Source organism: Luteimonas chenhongjianii, assembly GCF_002327105.1.
Lineage (GTDB): Bacteria > Pseudomonadota > Gammaproteobacteria > Xanthomonadales > Xanthomonadaceae > Luteimonas > Luteimonas chenhongjianii.
In genome coordinates this window covers 1,748,347-1,763,534 of the sequence record NZ_CP023406.1, presented here as the reverse complement: position 1 = coordinate 1,763,534, position 15,188 = coordinate 1,748,347, and the positions used below count along the sequence as shown (strand labels likewise).

Genomic DNA, 15,188 nt, shown 5'->3' with positions numbered 1-15,188 from the left:
CGCGGACACCGCAGGCCGGCATCGCAGGGCGTCATTATCGCAGGCCGCCGCGCCGGACGTGGCCCAGAGCGCCGGCATACATCCGGCGCTGATTTTTTCTTTCAGGAAGTGCTTGCCCTCATCCGGGGGGCATCAGTAGAATGCGCGGCTCACCTTCGGGGTGTAGCTCAGTCTGGTAGAGCGCTACGTTCGGGACGTAGAGGTCGCAGGTTCGAATCCTGTCTCCCCGACCAACCGCAGCAATGCGGCAGGTGATATCGAAAACCGGCCCTCGTGCCGGTTTTTTCGTTTTCCGGCCGCGCCCGGTTCGCGGCCTTCGACGGTGTCGTGCCGCGATGACGTTCCGCCCCACCGCGCCGCGCCTGCTGCCTACGCTCGTGCTTGCCGGCATCGCACTGTCCGCGTTCAACCTGCGCACCGCGGTGACGTCACTGACGCCGCTGCTCGACGTGCTCGGCTTCGCGTTCGGCTTCGGCGCGGCGACGGCCGGCCTGCTCGGGATGTTGCCGACCGCGGCCTTCGCCGTGTTCGGCGTGGCCACTCCGGCGCTCACCCGCCGCATCGGACTGGAACGCACGGCACTGCTGGCGATGTCGCTGGCCGCGGCGGGGCTGGTGGTGCGATCGCTGGCACAGGACGTGGCCGTGCTGGCTCTTGGGGCGGTGATCGCGCTCGCCGGCATGGGCATCGGCAACGTGGTGCTGCCTCCGTTGGTCAAGCGCTGGTTCCCCGACCGCGTCGGCGCGGTCAGCACGCTCTACATCACCGTGCTACAGCTCGGCACGATGCTGCCGGCGCTGCTGGCGGTGCCGGTCGCCGATGCGCTGGGCTGGCGCATTTCGATGGGCGCCTGGGCGGTCACGGCGGTCGCCGCGGCCATGCCGTGGCTGTGGATGCTGCTGCACCATCGGGACGCGCTGGCGGCGCCCGCGCCGGTGGCCGGGCCCACCACGACGCCACCCGGCCGGGCCAGCCGCTCGCCGATCGCCTGGGGCATGGCATTGATGTTCGGCACGACCTCGCTGATCACCTATGCGATGTTCACCTGGCTGCCGCTGCTGCTGAGCCAGGCCGGCGCATCACCGGCGTTCGGCGGTGCGATGCTGGCCGTATTCGCCGCTTTCGGGCTGATCGGCGCGCTGGGCATGCCTTCGATCGCCGTGCGGATGCGCAATCCCTTCGTCCTGGTGGCCCTGTGCGCCGCCTGTCACGTGGTCGCGTTCACCGGGCTGCTGCTCGCCCCGCTCGCCGCCCCGGTGGTGTGGGTGATGCTGATCGGTCTGGGCACTTGCACCTTCCCGCTCAGCCTGACCCTGATCAACCTGCGCACCCGCTCGCCCGCCGGTTCGGCGGCGCTCTCGGGCTTCATGCAGGGCGTCGGCTATGCCCTCAGCTGCGCGGGGCCACTGCTGTTCGGTGTGCTGCATGCCGCCACCGGTGGCTGGCACTGGCCGTTCGCGATGCTGTACCTGGTGGTCGGCGTGTTGCTGACCGGTGGCTGGCTGGCCTGCCAGCCGCGTGTCCTCGAGGACAGCTGGCACCGCGCTGAGCGCTGAGCGCTGCGGATAGTCGCACCAGCCACGCCCCGGCCAAGCCCTTGCAGGTCGTACCCCGTGCGGCGAGCAGAACTGAATAATTGGTTAATTAACAGGATCCACACACGAATCCTTGACGCACGTCACAACAGGATGCGTGCGGTCGGAGCGCAGAGGAGTGCGATTCGACGTCGCCCTCTTCCGGATGCCCCCTTCGTGCCCTTCGCCCTGTTGCGCCATGCGTATCTTCCGCATGTCCTTGCCGCCACCCTGTGGTCGTCGATTCCGCCCGTTCTGGCGGCCGAGGCACCTGCCGCGGCCGATCCGGACAATGCCGCCCGCAGCCCCACGACCGCGCTGCATGCAGCGCAGGGACGGCTGGCTGCAGACCCCGGCGACAACGACGCCTTCCGTCAGCGGGTCCTCGCCCTGGACGCATTGGGCGCGTCGGCGCTCGCGGCCGAGGCGATGGCGCAGCGTCCGCAACTGTTTGCCGATTTCGAGCGGGAACGCATCCAGGGCGATGCGCTCGCCCGCGCCATCGGCTGGGGGCGCGTGGAGCCCGAAACCCCGGCCGCGCGACTGGCGGAAAGCCAGGCAGCGCTGGCCGCCCTCGAGCGCATGCAGCGCGAGTCTCCGCGCGCCACGACCTGGGAAGCCACGCGCCTGCGTGTGGATGCGCTGTCGGCGTTGAACCACCTGCAGCGGCACGAGGCGGTCGTGGCCGGCTACCAGGCACTGCTCGATGACGGTATCGAGGTTCCTGCGTACATCCTCGGCACCGTTGGCGATTCGCTGCTCGCGCTGCGCCGCCCGGCCGACGCGATCCCCGTGCTCGAGGCCGCGGTCGCGCACAAGCCGCACGACGTCAACGTCCGCATCCTGCTCGGTTACGCCTTCATCGAGACCGAGCGCTTCGACCGCGCCCTGCCGCTGATGGAGACCCTCGCCGCATCGCAGGCCGCCTGGCCGCGCCAGGCCGGCGCTGCCGCGGGGTACCAGAACTGGGACCGCTACAGCGCCGATCTCAACCACGCGCTGGCGCATTCCTATGCCAACGACCATGCGCGCGCCGAGGCCATGCTGCAGCCACTCACCGGCATCGGACCGGCCAATCCGGGGCTGCAGGCCGCATACGGCGCCGTGCAGTCGCGCCGGCTGCGACCGAGCGCGGCGCTGGAACGCTACAGGATGGCACTGACGATGACGCCGGGCGCCCGCGACGCACTCGCCGGCCAGGTCTCTGCGTTGTCCGCGCTCGATCGCATCGGGGAGGCGCGCTCGGCAGTTGCCACGCTCCGGCAGGCGCATCCCGAGGACCCGCGACTGGACCGTGTCGAACGCGATCTCGACCGCCACCGCGGGGTGCAGGCAACCTTGTCGGCGCGCCGTGGTCGCAGCCGCCAGCGCGATGGCGCCGACCCCTGGATCTCGCCGTTCGGCAGTCGCGATGGCGGCTGGGCGCTCGAAGTGCGTTCGCCGCTGATCGACGACCACTGGCGGGCCGGCGTGTTCGCACACGAGGACTGGGCCGATTTCATCGATGGCCGCGTCCGGCATCGCGCCGCCGGCGTCGGCACCTGGTATCGCCACGACAGGCTCGGTGCATGGGCGACGGTCGGCGCAGCCGGTGGCGCATCGAGCGGCGCGACGTGGACACTCGGCGCAGACTGGCGCTTCAACGATGCCTGGCGCACCGGCGTGGAACTCGCGCGCAACGCTCAGGACACCTCGCTGCAGGCCCGGCGTCTGGGCATTGATGCCGACAGCGCGATGCTTACCGCGTCTTATGTACCCAGCGACACCTTCGCGCTGCAGGGCCGGCTGTCACGGCTGCGCTACGACGACGGCAACACGCGCGACCAGCTCGGCGTCGGTGCCGCGCAGCGCCTGATGACGCGACCTCACCTGATGGTCGACAGCCTGCTGTCGGTCTATGCCAGCCGGAGCTCGCGCGGCGACACGGTGGGCTACTTCAATCCCGAACGCGACGCGTCGGCGCACCTCGGCCTGCGCCTGGACCACATCACCTGGCGGCGCTACGAGACCGCGTTCCAGCAGCGTATCGAGCTGCTGGCCGGCCCGTACTGGCAGCGTGACGCGGGTACGCACTGGGTGCCGTCGCTGGGCTATCGCCACCTGTGGCGGCGCGACGGACACGAGCTGGAATACGGCGTGGCATGGTCGCGTCCGGTCTATGACGGCCTGCGCGAGCAGCGCGTCGCCTTCGATATCGAACTGCGCTGGGGAGGTGCCCGATGATGCCGTCCGCACGCGGCTGGCTCGCTGCCGGATTGCTGGCGCTGCTGTCGGCCCTGTCACCAACCCGGGCCTCGCTGCTGGTGCTGAGCTATCACGACATCCGCGACGACGTGGCGCCCAAGGGCGATCCCGATCCCTATGCGGTGTCCACGACCAATTTCGCCCAGCACCTGGACTGGCTGCGGGCACACGGCTACCAGGCGGTCAGCGTGCAGGCGGTCATCGATGCGCGAGCCGGACGCGGCACCTTGCCGGACAAGGCCGTGCTGCTGACTTTTGACGATGGCTTGCGCAGCGTCTACACGCATGCATTCCCGTTGCTGCGTGCCTACAACTGGCCCGCGCTGGTGGCCCCAGTGACCAGCTGGGTCGAACTGCCGGCGGACCAGCGGGTGCCCTACGGCCCGTCCGATCTGACGACCGAGGACTTCCTCACCTGGGCGCAATTGCGCCAGATGCATGACAGCGGGCTGGTCGAGATCGGGTCGCATAGTCACGACCTGCATCGCGGCGTGCCCGGCAATCCGTTCGGCAACCAGACGCCGGCCGCGGTCACGCGCGTCTGGAGCGAGCGCCACGTCTACGAGAGCGACGCCGCCTGGCGCGCGCGCATAGAAGCCGACCTGCAGACCAGCCGCGCCTTGATCGAACGCAACATCGGCCAGGCACCACGGGTGATCGTGTGGCCTTACGCGGCCTACAACGATCCCGCCAATGGCATCGCCACCGCGCTGGGCATGTCGCTGTCGTTCGATCTCGAAGGCCGCGCGCAGCAAGCCGATCTGGGCCTGCAGGGCGAGGACAGTGCCGACCAGGCGTCCCTGGCCAGCCTTGCGCGCCTGCTGATCCACGGCAACCCCGACGTGCGCGATCTGGCCGGAGAACTGCGCCGCGACCTGTCGCTCGACGGCATGCGCGCGATCCAGATCGACCTGGACTACGTCTACGACGAAGACCCGGCGCAGCTGGCGCGCAACGTCGATGTGCTGGTGCAGCGCATCCACGACATCGGCCCGAGCCACGTGTGGCTGCAGGCGTTCGCCGACCCCGACGGCGACGGCGCCGCCGAAGCTGTGTACTTCCCGAGCCGGCACATGCCGATGCGCGCCGACCTGTTCAACCGCGTCGCGTGGCAGCTGCGCACGCGTGCCCAGGTGCGTGTCTATGCCTGGATGCCGGTGCTCGGCTTCAAACTGGCCGACACGGATCTGCAGCGCGAGCTGCAGATCGCAGCGACCGGCGACAACGAGATTCCGCGCCTGGACCCCGGTGATCCGCGGACCCTGGAGATCGTCTCGGATATCTACGCCGAACTCGCGACCAGCAGCCATTTCGACGGTCTGCTGTTCCATGACGATGCCTACCTGCGCGACGATGAGATCCCCGCCTACGGCGATGGCATTCCCGCCGCGCGCACACAGGCCCTGATCGATTTCACGATGAGACTCAGGACCGCGGCCGAGCGCGGGCGGCCGAAGCTCATGACCGCACGCAACCTGTTTGCGCGGCCGGTGCTGGAGCCCGTGTCGGAAGCCTGGTTCGCGCAGCGGCTCGAGCCCTTTCTCGCCGCCTACGACGTCACCGCGCTGATGGCGATGCCACAGATGGAGAACGCCGGTGGGGCCGACGCCTGGCTGCGCACGCTCGCGGACGCGGTGCTACGCGTTCCCGGAGGGGCGGAGAGAACGCTGTTCGAGCTGCAGACCGTGGACTGGCGCGGGCCTGCGCCCCTGCCCGGCGCGGCCCTGCGCGCGCAATCGCGGATGCTGCAGGCGCTGGGTGTCCGCCATCTGGGCTACTACCCCGACGACTTCATCGGCGGGCAACCGCCGCTCGAGGATGCACGCGACGCGATGTCCGCCCGTGCCTTCCCCTACCTGGAGCGCTGAACATGGATTGGACATCGCTTCCGTGGATCCGCTGGCTGTTCAATTTCGCCTTCTTCTATCCCATGGTCATGGCGTGCTTCTGGATCGTCGGCGGCGTGTACTACTACCTGCGCCGCGAACGGAAAAAGCCGCGGCCGGACGCACCGCCAGCACTGGCGTCTGCCCCGTTCGCATCCATCCTGGTCCCCTGCTTCAATGAGCAGGACCATGTCGTCGAGACGATCACCGCGCTGTCGGCGCAGATCTACCCTGACTTCGAAATCATCGCGATCGACGACGGCAGCAGTGACCGCACGCCGGAACTGCTCGCTGCACTGGTCGCCGACCATCCGCGGTTGCGCGTGATCCATCTGTCGCAGAACCAGGGCAAGGCCAATGCGCTGCGTATGGGCACGCTCGCGGCGACCTCGGACTATCTGGTCTGCGTCGATTCCGATGCCGTGCTCGATCCGCACGCGGTGCGCTGGATGGTCGGACAGCTCGTCGACGGCCCGCGCGTAGGCGCGGTCACCGGCAACCCCCGTATCCGCAACCGCACCACACTGATGGGGCGCATGCAGATCGGAGAGTTCTCCGCGATCGTCGGCCTGATCAAGCGCGCGCAGCGGACCTACGGCCGGCTGTTTACGATTTCGGGTGTGATCTGCGCGTTCCGGCGAACAGCGCTGCACGACGTCGGATTCTGGTCCGACCGCATGGTCACCGAGGACATCGACATCTCCTGGCGCCTGCAGCTGGCCGGCTGGGATATCCGCTACGAGCCCAATGCGCTGTGCTGGATCCTGATGCCCGAAACCATCCGCGGCCTGTGGGCGCAGCGCCTGCGCTGGGCCTGTGGCGGCGTGGAAGTGCTGCTCAGCCACGGCCGCGACGTACTCGCGTGGAAGAAGCGACGCATGTGGGGGATCCTGCTCGAGTATCTGCTGAGCCTGACCTGGGCCTACGTCATGCTGACGATCATCGTGCTGTGGCTGGTCGGGCAATTCATCCAGCTGCCGCCCGCCATCCACGTCGAATCCATCCTGCCGCGCTGGCATGGTGTGGTGCTCGCCTTCGTCTGCATGCTGCAGTTTGCGACCAGCCTGATCATCGAGCGGCGCTACGAGGACAAGATGGCCCGGCACTTCTACTGGGTCATCTGGTACCCGATCGCGTTCTGGATGCTTGGCATGCTGACCGCTGTCGTCGCCCTTCCCCGCACCCTGCTGCGACGCCGCCAACGCGCGGTATGGACCAGCCCCGACCGAGGCGCCACCGCATGACCCCGCCCATCATCGACCACAGCCCGAGTCGCGGCCCCGGCAAACGCTTTGCATCGGGCGCGCTCACTGCCGCCGCGTGGACACTCTATGTATGGCTCTGGGTGCCGCTCGTCACCGTGGTGGCGTGGTACGTCGGCGCGCGCACCGCGTACATGCGGCTCTACCTCAACCAGAACGAGGTCGAACCGTTCCTGCTGTTGTCGCTACCGCTGATCGCCGTGGTCTGTGCCGTCCTGCTGATCGGCTGGGCGGAATACAACCGCGCCCGCTTCTCGAAGACCGACCGCCGCCAGCGCCGTGCCAGCATCATCGACGACGACGTACGCCTGGCACTGGGGGCCACGCCGGAACTGGCGGCAAAGCTGCGCGACGGACGGATCATGCGGGTGGTCGTGGACGACGACGCACGAGCGGTGTCGGTACAGACGGACAGCTGATCGAGCGCGCGAAACGCTGCGCGCTGGAACGGACCTGCAGGGGACGCGGCACCCGCCGTGCACCCGCCACGTTCGGACAGTGCTCGCTCAGTGCACGTGCCATGCACGGACGGTGAGATCGCTCGCGCCCTGCAGCACCAGTGGGTCGGTGGCCACGATCGCCTGGGCCTGCGCAAGCGATTCGATGTTGCGCAGCACATAGGCGCCGCCGCTTCCGTCGGCGAAGCCGCCGGCCATGTCCAGCAGGCCGCGGGTCCGCAGCTCTTCGAGGAAGGCCCGGTGCGGTGCGATGACCGCTGCATCGAAGCCGGGCCGGCGCATTGCCATGACGAGATAGCGCACCGTCGTGGTCATGCCAGCGCAGCCCAGCGCGCGCGCAACGTGTCCAGACGCAGGTCGGCCGCGCCGCCGGGTGACGTGCGCGCGGCGAGACTGCCTTCCGGCGTGCGGCCCTGCCCGGCCGTATCGGTGCTGGCCGCGGCGGCCTGGTAGGCCTCGCGGAACGGCACGCCGGCAATCGCAGCCTCGACGGCGACATCGGTGGCGTACATGCCCGAATCGACCGCGGCGCGCAGGCGATCCTCGCGCCATTCCAGGTTCGCCAGCAGCGCCGGCAGCAGTTCCAGCGCGGCCAGGCCGCGACCGAAACCGTGGAAGATCGCGCCCTTGGAACTCTGCAGGTCGCGGTGGTATCCCGACGGCAGCGACAGCAGCTGCTCGATCTCGGTGCGCGCCGCGGCGACGCTGGCATGCGTAGCGCGCATCAGCTCGACGACGTCGGGATTGCGCTTGTTGGGCATGATCGAGCTGCCGGTGGTGTACTGCGCGGGCAGCGCGACGAAACCGTATTCGGCGCTGGTGAACAGCGACAGGTCCCAGGCCAGGCGACGCAGGTCCAGTGTCGCGCTGCCCAGCGCTTCGAGCGCGGCCAGTTCGAACTTGCCGCGCGAGAGCTGGGCATACACCGGCGAGACCTGCAGGCGCGCGAAGCCGAGCGCGGCGGTCGTGTGGTCACGGTCGAGCGCGAGGTTCACGCCATAGCCCGCGGCGGTGCCGAGCGGATTGCAGTCGATCAGCGCCAGCGTGTCGCGTGCGCGTACCGCATCGTCGATGAAGGCCTCGGCCCAGCCCGACCACCACATGCCGCCCGAGGACAGCACCGCGCGCTGGATGTGGGTGTAGCCGGGGATCGGCAGCGCGCGCTCGGCCTCGGCGCGGTCGAGCGCGACCTTCGCGATCTCGCGCGAGAGTGTCGCCAGCCGCTCCAGCTTTTCCTTCAGCCACAGGCGCGTGGCGACCAGCACCTGGTCGTTGCGGCTGCGGCCGGTGTGGATGCGCCGGCCGGCATCGCCGAGACGTTCGGTCAGGCGCGCCTCGATGGCCGAATGCCCGTCCTCGAAACGCTCGTCGAGTACGAAGGCGCCACTGCGGAAATCCTCGGCCAGCATGGCCAGTTCGCGCTCGAGGCCAGCGAGTTCATCGGCCGAGAGGATGCCGACGCGCTGCAGGCCCTGCGCATGCGCGGCGCTCGCGGCGATGTCGTGCAGGAAGAATTCGCGGTCGAGGATGACGTCGTCACCGGCGAGGAACGCTTGGATCTTGGTGTCGACGGCGACGCCGGGCTTCTGCCACAGGAGAGTGCTCATGTCGGATTCCGTTTTCGGATCCGCAGGCGCGCACGCCTGCGGAGGAGGATCAATGCGGGATGGAGGTGAGCTCGTCGAAGCCCAGCGCGAGATTGAGGTTCTGCATCGCCTGCGTCGCCGCGCCCTTGAGCAGATTGTCGAGCGTCGCCACGACAACCACGCGTCCGTTACCAGGCGCCATCGTGAACGCGCCGATCTGCGCGCCGTGGCGACCGGCGATGCGGCTGACCCACGGCGCATCGTCGATGACCTCGACCAGCGGTTCGTCGGCATATCGCGCCTCGAACAGCGCCTTGACCGCATCGCGCGACATCGGTGACGACAGCCACATGTTCACCGTCATCGTGATTCCACGGAAATGCGGCGCGACGTGCGGCATGAACTCGACAGGCAGCGCCAACTGCTTCGACACCTCCCGCTCGTGCACGTGATCGGTCAGCGCGTAAGGCATCAGGTTGTCGGCCAGCAGCTCGAGGTTGTTCTTGTCCGACGGGGTCGTGCCGGCGCCGGAATACCCGGAAACCCCGAAGCACTGCGGCGGACCGGCCAGCCGGCTCGCCAGCGGCGCGATCGCCAGCTGCATCGCGGTCGCATAGCAGCCGGGATTGCTGATCCGGCGCTGGCCGGCGTAGCGGCCGCGGGTGAGTTCCGGCAGTCCGTAGTACCAGCCGGCGTCGAAGCGGTAATCGGCCGACAGGTCGACAATCACGGTGTCCGGCTTGGCCGCATCGATCGCGGCGACGAACGGCGCGGCCTTGCCATTGGGCAGCGCGAGGATCACCGCATCGGCACGCTTTGCCGCAACGGCATCGACGTCGAGGTTCTCGAAACGCAGATCGCCCTGCCACCCGTCGTTGTGGTCGGAGACGCGCTGGCCGCCCAGCTCGCGCGAGGACACGAATGCGAGCTCGAGGCCCGGATGCGCGGCGACGAGGCGGATCAGCTCCCGGCCGGTATGGCCGCGCGCGCCGACGATGCCGATGGTCTTCTTCTGGGTCATTGCAGTGCCCTCAACCGACCAGCGTCGGCACGCGCGCCGCGCAATGGGCGACGCAGCGCTGGATCTGTTCGAAGCCGTCGAGCCCGTACCAGAACACCTTCCACTTTTCCTGCTTGATGCAGCCGTCTGACTGGGCGTAGTAGAAAATGTTCACCGCGTTGTCGTGGCGCGACCGCCAGAACAGCTGCGGGGTCTCTTCGCGCATCACGTTCCATACCGCGCGCCCCAGGCCCTCGCCCTGCGCGTCGTCGAGCACCGCGAACTTGTCCAGGTACACCATCCCGTCGCCTTCGGTGAGGATCACCGCGGCGCGGTAGTTCTCGCTGACGTAGGCGCGCAGCAGCGGCGTGCGCTCGAAGTAGTCCGGCGCGAGTTCGCGGCCGAAGCTCGATTCGATCAGCGACTTCAACCGCGCCAGATCCAGCCGGGACCATTCGGTCACCCGCAGCACCTGCTCGCCGCGGCGGACCAGGGTGCCCGAGCCCTTGTGCGTGAACAGCTCCTTGGCCAGGTCGGCCGGCCGCGTGATCGAGACCGACGACGCCATCGGCAACCCTTCGAGCAGTGCCTTGATCTGCTCGATCTTGACCTTCATGCCGCCATGCAGCCATGGCTGCTCGATCAGATGGTCGTACTCGGTGGACAGGTTGATCGAATCGATGACCTTGCCGTTGGCATCGAGCAGGCCACCGGTGCCGGTGAGGAAGATGATCTTGTAGGGCTGCAGTTCGCGCACGAGTTCGTTGGCGGCGAAGTCGGCGTTGATGTTGAGGATCTGTCCCGACGCGGTTTCGCCCAGGCTGGTGATCACCGGGATCGAACCGGCCTGCAGGCTGGCCTCGATGGGCGCGAGGTTCACTGCGTTCACTTCGCCGACCAGGCCGTAGGTCGCCTGGTCGAGATACGTCGCCTCGAATACACCGCCGGTGATCGAGGTTGCACGCGCGCCATTTCGCTGCAGGGCCTCGACCAGGCGCAGGTTCGCCGCCTGGAACACGCGGCGCACGATGGCCAGCGCCTCGGGCGTGGTCACGCGCAGGCCGTCGACGGTCTGCTTCTCGATGCCGGCCGCGGCGAGTTCGGCATCGAGCTGCGGGCCCGCGCCGTGCAGCACGATCGGGGTGAGGCCGACTTCCTGCAGGAACGACAGCGAGGACGTCAGGTCGTCGAGCTCGTCGCGCAGTACCGCGCCCCCGACCTTGACCACGGCGAAGCGCTTGGCGTCGAGCTGCGAAAATCGCTTGAGGTACTGGCTGATCTCCTTCGCGCTGGCCATGCTCGAGAGCAGGCGCACGATGGTCTGGCGGGTCTGGACGTGGGTGGCGGGAATGTTCACGGGTCGGCTTGTGTGGATGGGACGGCGAATGGGGAAAAACAGGTCGGCCGGCTCAGGCCGGTGCGTTGATGATCCGGTGCACGGCGTCGGCGTAGCGCTGCAGTTGCGCCAGGGTGACGAACTCGTCGGCCGTGTGTGCCTGGGCGATGTCGCCCGGTCCGAACACGAACGCGGTGTAGCCACCCGCCGAGAACAGCGACGCCTCGGTCCAGAAATCGACCGCATTGCCGATCGGCAGATCGAAGGCATCGGCGATGTCGCGCGCGGCGAGACGCCGCTCCTCGGCATTGGCAGCACTCCCATCGGAAGCCGCGCCCGACGGCAGGCTCGGCCCGCGGAAGGTCTCTTCGAAATGGCCGGCCTCGGGTTCGGCGAAGCCGGCGAATGTCGCCAGCAGGTCGTCGACATCCATCGACGGCAGCGGCCGGAACCCGAACCGCAGCTCGGCGGCCGGTGCGATGACGTTGCCCTTGATGCCGCCCTCGACCCGGCCGATGTTGAAGCGAAGGCCGGTCAGCCCCCCGAAGCGCGCGTGGTCCAGCGATTCGACATGGTCCAGGGCACGGCCACCCCAACGCATCGCCTGATGCAGCGCGCTGGCCGCCGGATCCTGCTTGCCTGATGCATGGCCGGCGGTGCCGGCGAAGCGCATCAGCACCGAACTGATGCCGCGATGCGCGAGCACGGCCTCGCAGTTCGTCGGCTCGGCCACGATCACCGCATCGAAGTCCAGCCCGCGGGCGAGGAACGCGGCGATGCAGCGCGGGTCGTTGGCTTCCTCGTCGGACGAGAACAGCAATGCCGCATCGCCGTCACCGGCATTGACCGCTGCGATCAGCGCCGCCGCGGCGCCTTTGATGTCGCAGACGCCCAGACCGACCACGCGATCGTCGAGGCGCCGCATCACATGCGGATCGGCGCTCCAGTCGGGGGAGTCGGGGACGGTGTCGAGGTGCACGTTGAACAGCACCTTCGGCGTGCCGCGTACCGCGTACAGGCTCACCGCGCCGGCGCCGTGGTCGATCACCTCGACCTCGAAGCCCGGCAGGCGGCTGCGGATGTAGTCGAAGATCCCGCCCTCGGCCGGAATCGCACGCGGCGGATTGCGGGTATCGAAGGACACCAGCTGTTGGAGGTGGTCGAGAGTGTGGGTCAGCAGGTCGGTCATGGCGTCGGACGGTTCTGGAACGACAAACCCTTCTCCGCGGGGAGAAGGTGCCCCGAAGGGGCGGATGAGGGGCGCGACCTCGCGCGATCGAACTGGTCGCGCGTCCCTCAGCCCCTCTCCCGAAGGAGAGGGGCTGAAAGCACTCAGCGGTTGACCTGCGCGTACAGCGTCGAGCTCATGCCGAACAGCTTGATGAAGCCCTCGGCTTCTTCCACGCCCCAATCCGCCGACTGCGCATACGTGGCGCCCTTGGCGTTGAGGATGTGCGGGGAGGTCACCGCCACCGCATCGACGCGGCCGCCGCGGGTTTCCAGCACCACTTCACCGGTGACTTTCGCCTGCGAGGAGGCGAGGAACGCCTCGATATCGGCCTTGAGCGGATCGTGGAAGAAGCCCTCGTAGACCAGCTCGGTCCACTTGCGCGCGACCTCGGGCTTGAAGCGGTTCTGCTGCTTGGTCAGCACGGTGTCTTCGAGCGCGCGGTGCGCGGCGAGCAATGAGACCAGGCCCGGCGCCTCGTACACGATGCGGCCCTTGAGGCCGATCACGGTGTCGCCGGTGTAGACGCCGCGGCCCACGCCGTAGGGCGCGAACAGTGCATTGAGCTTGGCCAGGATCTGCGCACCGGGCATCGTTTCGCCGTCGAGCGCGACCGCAGTGCCCTGCTCGAAACGGACCTTGACCTGCAACGGTGCCTCCGGCCATTCGGCGCGCGGCGCGCACCAGCCACGGGCACCCTCGCCCGGCGCTTCCCAACGGTCGATCTCGCCGCCCGACATCGTCAGGCCCAGCAGGTTCTCGTTGATGGTGTAGGCCTGCTGCTTGGCGCGCACGCCGAAGCCGCGCTCCTCCAGATAGGCCTGCTCGTAGGCGCGCGTCTGCGTATGTTCCTTCTGGATCTCGCGGATCGGCGCCACGATGCGGTAGTCGCCCTGCGCCTTGACCGCCAGATCGAACCGCACCTGGTCGTTGCCCATGCCCGTGCAGCCGTGCGCGATCGCATTGGTGCCCAGCTCGGCGGCGCGCGCGAGCGCGGCATCGACGATCAGGTAGCGGTCCGAGACCAGCAGCGGGTACTGGCCCTGGTAGGCCTCGCCGGCCCAGACGAAGGGCTTGACGAAGCCTTCCCAGATCGCGGGACCGCCGTCGACGGTGACATGGCTGGCGACGCCCAGTTCAGCCGCGCGCTGCTCGATGAAGGCGCGCTCTTCGGCATCCACGCCGCCGGTGTCGGCGAAGACGGTATGCACCGTCCAGCCCTGCTCCTTGAGATAGGGAACGCAGAAGCTGGTGTCGAGGCCACCGGAGAAGGCGAGGACGATGTCGCGGGAGGTATTGACGCTGGTCATGGAGATGGTCCGTGGGGATGCGGAAAAATTCGGTTTCGGGTGCGGCGTGCGTCAGCGCATCAGGGTCGCCATGACCGCCTTCTGCACGTGCAGGCGGTTCTCGGCTTCGTTGATGGCGATGCATTGCGGTGAATCCATGACCGCATCGGTCGCCTTGACGTTGCGGCGCAGCGGCAGGCAGTGCGAGAACACGCCGTTGTTGGTCAGCGCCATCTTGGCCTCATCGACGATGAAGTGCCTGTACCGGTCGCGGATCGGCTTCTCCGGCGCCCAGTTGCCGAAGAACGGCAGCGCGCCCCAGCTCTTGGCATACACCACATCCGCACCCGCATAGGCGCTTTCGATGTCGTGGCTGACCTGCAGCGAGCCCCCGCTCTCGGCCACATTGGCTTCAGCCCAGTCCATGTAACGCTCGTCGAGCACGTAATCGGGCGTGGGGCACAGCAGGGTCACGTCCATGCCCATGCGCGTGGCGATGGTCAGCGCCGAGTTGGCGACCGCGGTGTTGAGCGGCTTGGGGTGATAGGTCCAGGTCAGCACGTACTTCTTGCCGCGCAGATCGGACGTGCCGAAATGCTCCTGCAGGGCCAGCGCGTGCGCCAGCTCCTGGCAGGGATGGGTGATGGTCTCCATGTTGATCACCGGCACCGGCGAGTAATGCGCGAAGGCCCTGAGCACGCGGTCCTCGCGATCGACCGACCAGTCGACGAACTTCGGGAACGCGCGCACGCCGATCATGTCGACGTAGCGGCCGAGCACGCGCGCGACCTCGGCGATGTGCTCCTCGGTGTCGCCGTCCATCACCGTGCCCAGGTCGAACTCGATCGGCCACGCGTCCTTGCCCGGCTGCAGCACGATGGCGTGGCCGCCGAGCTGGAAGGCGCCGAGTTCGAAGCTGGTGCGCGTGCGCATCGACGGATTGAAGAACACCAGCGCGATCGAACGTCCCTTGAGCGCGTCACCGAGCTTCTCGCGCTTGAAGCGCGCAGCGTCGGCCAGCAGGGCGTCCAAGTCGGGTCGGGACCAGTCCTGCGTGTTGAGGAAGTGTCGGATCGCGGTCATCGGGAATCTCGTGGAGGCGATGGAAGGAAGGATCGGTTGACGCGGCGGATCGGAGTTCCGGAAAACGAAAAAACCCGGCATCGGCCGGGTTTCTGCAGAACAGCTCGCACAAGCGACGCGCGTTCGATCAACCCGGGAAGATGTGGGCTTCCGGTCGACGCGCGCGCGAGGTCATGCCCGACGCCATACGGGCGGAGGTCAGGATGTCGGCGTCGGTGCGAAGGGCGTTCATGAGGCGCGCA

12 protein-coding genes and 1 tRNA gene are annotated in these 15,188 nt (G+C 68.2%); 6 read left to right on the top strand and 7 right to left on the bottom strand.

Translation table 11 applies throughout. From position 1 onward, the window contains the following. Window positions 1–156 precede the first annotated feature (156 nt). The 6 genes from CNR27_RS08060 to pgaD all read left to right on the top strand — a co-directional run bounded on the left by CNR27_RS08060 (window position 157) and on the right by pgaD (window position 7,385). Window positions 157–233 (top strand) — tRNA-Pro (locus tag CNR27_RS08060). A gap of 102 nt (window positions 234–335) precedes the next feature. After that, a complete protein-coding gene (locus CNR27_RS08055; RefSeq protein ID WP_096297778.1) occupies window positions 336–1,556 on the top strand; it encodes an MFS transporter in 1,221 nt (406 codons plus the stop codon). Window positions 1,557–1,751: 195 nt separating this feature from the next. Then, window positions 1,752–3,797 carry a poly-beta-1,6 N-acetyl-D-glucosamine export porin PgaA gene (gene pgaA, locus CNR27_RS08050; protein WP_157745321.1) on the top strand — a complete coding sequence of 682 codons (2,046 nt, stop codon included), beginning with the start codon at window positions 1,752–1,754 and terminating at the stop codon, window positions 3,795–3,797. Then, complete coding sequence (gene pgaB, locus CNR27_RS08045) at window positions 3,794–5,686, top strand: poly-beta-1,6-N-acetyl-D-glucosamine N-deacetylase PgaB (RefSeq protein ID WP_245815574.1); 1,893 nt, start codon at window positions 3,794–3,796, stop codon at window positions 5,684–5,686. Before pgaA ends, pgaB begins: the two co-directional genes overlap by 4 nt. 2 nt (window positions 5,687–5,688) lie before the next feature. Beyond that, complete coding sequence (gene pgaC / locus CNR27_RS08040; protein ID WP_096297774.1) at window positions 5,689–6,948, top strand: poly-beta-1,6-N-acetyl-D-glucosamine synthase; 1,260 nt, start codon at window positions 5,689–5,691, stop codon at window positions 6,946–6,948. Continuing rightward, window positions 6,945–7,385, top strand: a complete 441-nt coding sequence (gene pgaD / locus CNR27_RS08035) for a poly-beta-1,6-N-acetyl-D-glucosamine biosynthesis protein PgaD (RefSeq protein WP_157745319.1) — start codon at window positions 6,945–6,947, stop codon at window positions 7,383–7,385. The genes pgaC and pgaD overlap by 4 nt, the downstream gene beginning before the upstream one ends. Window positions 7,386–7,472: 87 nt before the next feature. On the opposite strand, the gene CNR27_RS08030 is transcribed toward pgaD, so the two are convergent. The 7 genes from CNR27_RS08030 to CNR27_RS08000 form a co-directional block, all read right to left on the bottom strand. After that, complete coding sequence (locus CNR27_RS08030; protein WP_096297770.1) at window positions 7,473–7,739, bottom strand: YciI family protein; 267 nt, start codon at window positions 7,737–7,739, stop codon at window positions 7,473–7,475. Next, a complete protein-coding gene (gene argH / locus CNR27_RS08025) occupies window positions 7,736–9,031 on the bottom strand; it encodes an argininosuccinate lyase (RefSeq protein WP_096297769.1) in 1,296 nt (431 codons plus the stop codon). The genes CNR27_RS08030 and argH overlap by 4 nt, the downstream gene beginning before the upstream one ends. 49 nt (window positions 9,032–9,080) lie before the next feature. After that, window positions 9,081–10,031, bottom strand: a complete 951-nt coding sequence (gene argC, locus CNR27_RS08020) for an N-acetyl-gamma-glutamyl-phosphate reductase (RefSeq protein WP_096297767.1) — start codon at window positions 10,029–10,031, stop codon at window positions 9,081–9,083. A 10-nt stretch (window positions 10,032–10,041) separates the two neighbouring features. Continuing rightward, window positions 10,042–11,367 carry an acetylglutamate kinase gene (locus tag CNR27_RS08015; RefSeq protein ID WP_096297765.1) on the bottom strand — a complete coding sequence of 442 codons (1,326 nt, stop codon included), beginning with the start codon at window positions 11,365–11,367 and terminating at the stop codon, window positions 10,042–10,044. A gap of 52 nt (window positions 11,368–11,419) precedes the next feature. Continuing rightward, window positions 11,420–12,535 carry an acetylornithine deacetylase gene (locus tag CNR27_RS08010; protein ID WP_096297763.1) on the bottom strand — a complete coding sequence of 372 codons (1,116 nt, stop codon included), beginning with the start codon at window positions 12,533–12,535 and terminating at the stop codon, window positions 11,420–11,422. Between the two features lie 143 nt (window positions 12,536–12,678). Next, window positions 12,679–13,884, bottom strand: coding sequence for an argininosuccinate synthase (locus CNR27_RS08005; RefSeq protein ID WP_096297761.1), 1,206 nt, complete (start codon window positions 13,882–13,884; stop codon window positions 12,679–12,681). Between the two features lie 51 nt (window positions 13,885–13,935). Continuing rightward, window positions 13,936–14,946, bottom strand: coding sequence for an N-acetylornithine carbamoyltransferase (locus CNR27_RS08000; protein WP_096297759.1), 1,011 nt, complete (start codon window positions 14,944–14,946; stop codon window positions 13,936–13,938). Between the last annotated feature and the right edge of the window lie 242 nt (window positions 14,947–15,188).

Coding starts and splice junctions, on each gene's coding strand:
- CNR27_RS08030 (WP_096297770.1), bottom strand. CDS start 7,739: ATGACCACGACGGTGCGCTATCTCGTCATGGCAATGCGCCGGCCCGGC.
- pgaB (WP_245815574.1), top strand. CDS start 3,794: ATGATGCCGTCCGCACGCGGCTGGCTCGCTGCCGGATTGCTGGCGCTG.
- CNR27_RS08000 (WP_096297759.1), bottom strand. CDS start 14,946: ATGACCGCGATCCGACACTTCCTCAACACGCAGGACTGGTCCCGACCC.
- CNR27_RS08005 (WP_096297761.1), bottom strand. CDS start 13,884: ATGACCAGCGTCAATACCTCCCGCGACATCGTCCTCGCCTTCTCCGGT.
- argC (WP_096297767.1), bottom strand. CDS start 10,031: ATGACCCAGAAGAAGACCATCGGCATCGTCGGCGCGCGCGGCCATACC.
- CNR27_RS08010 (WP_096297763.1), bottom strand. CDS start 12,535: ATGACCGACCTGCTGACCCACACTCTCGACCACCTCCAACAGCTGGTG.
- pgaC (WP_096297774.1), top strand. CDS start 5,689: ATGGATTGGACATCGCTTCCGTGGATCCGCTGGCTGTTCAATTTCGCC.
- CNR27_RS08055 (WP_096297778.1), top strand. CDS start 336: ATGACGTTCCGCCCCACCGCGCCGCGCCTGCTGCCTACGCTCGTGCTT.
- pgaD (WP_157745319.1), top strand. CDS start 6,945: ATGACCCCGCCCATCATCGACCACAGCCCGAGTCGCGGCCCCGGCAAA.
- argH (WP_096297769.1), bottom strand. CDS start 9,031: ATGAGCACTCTCCTGTGGCAGAAGCCCGGCGTCGCCGTCGACACCAAG.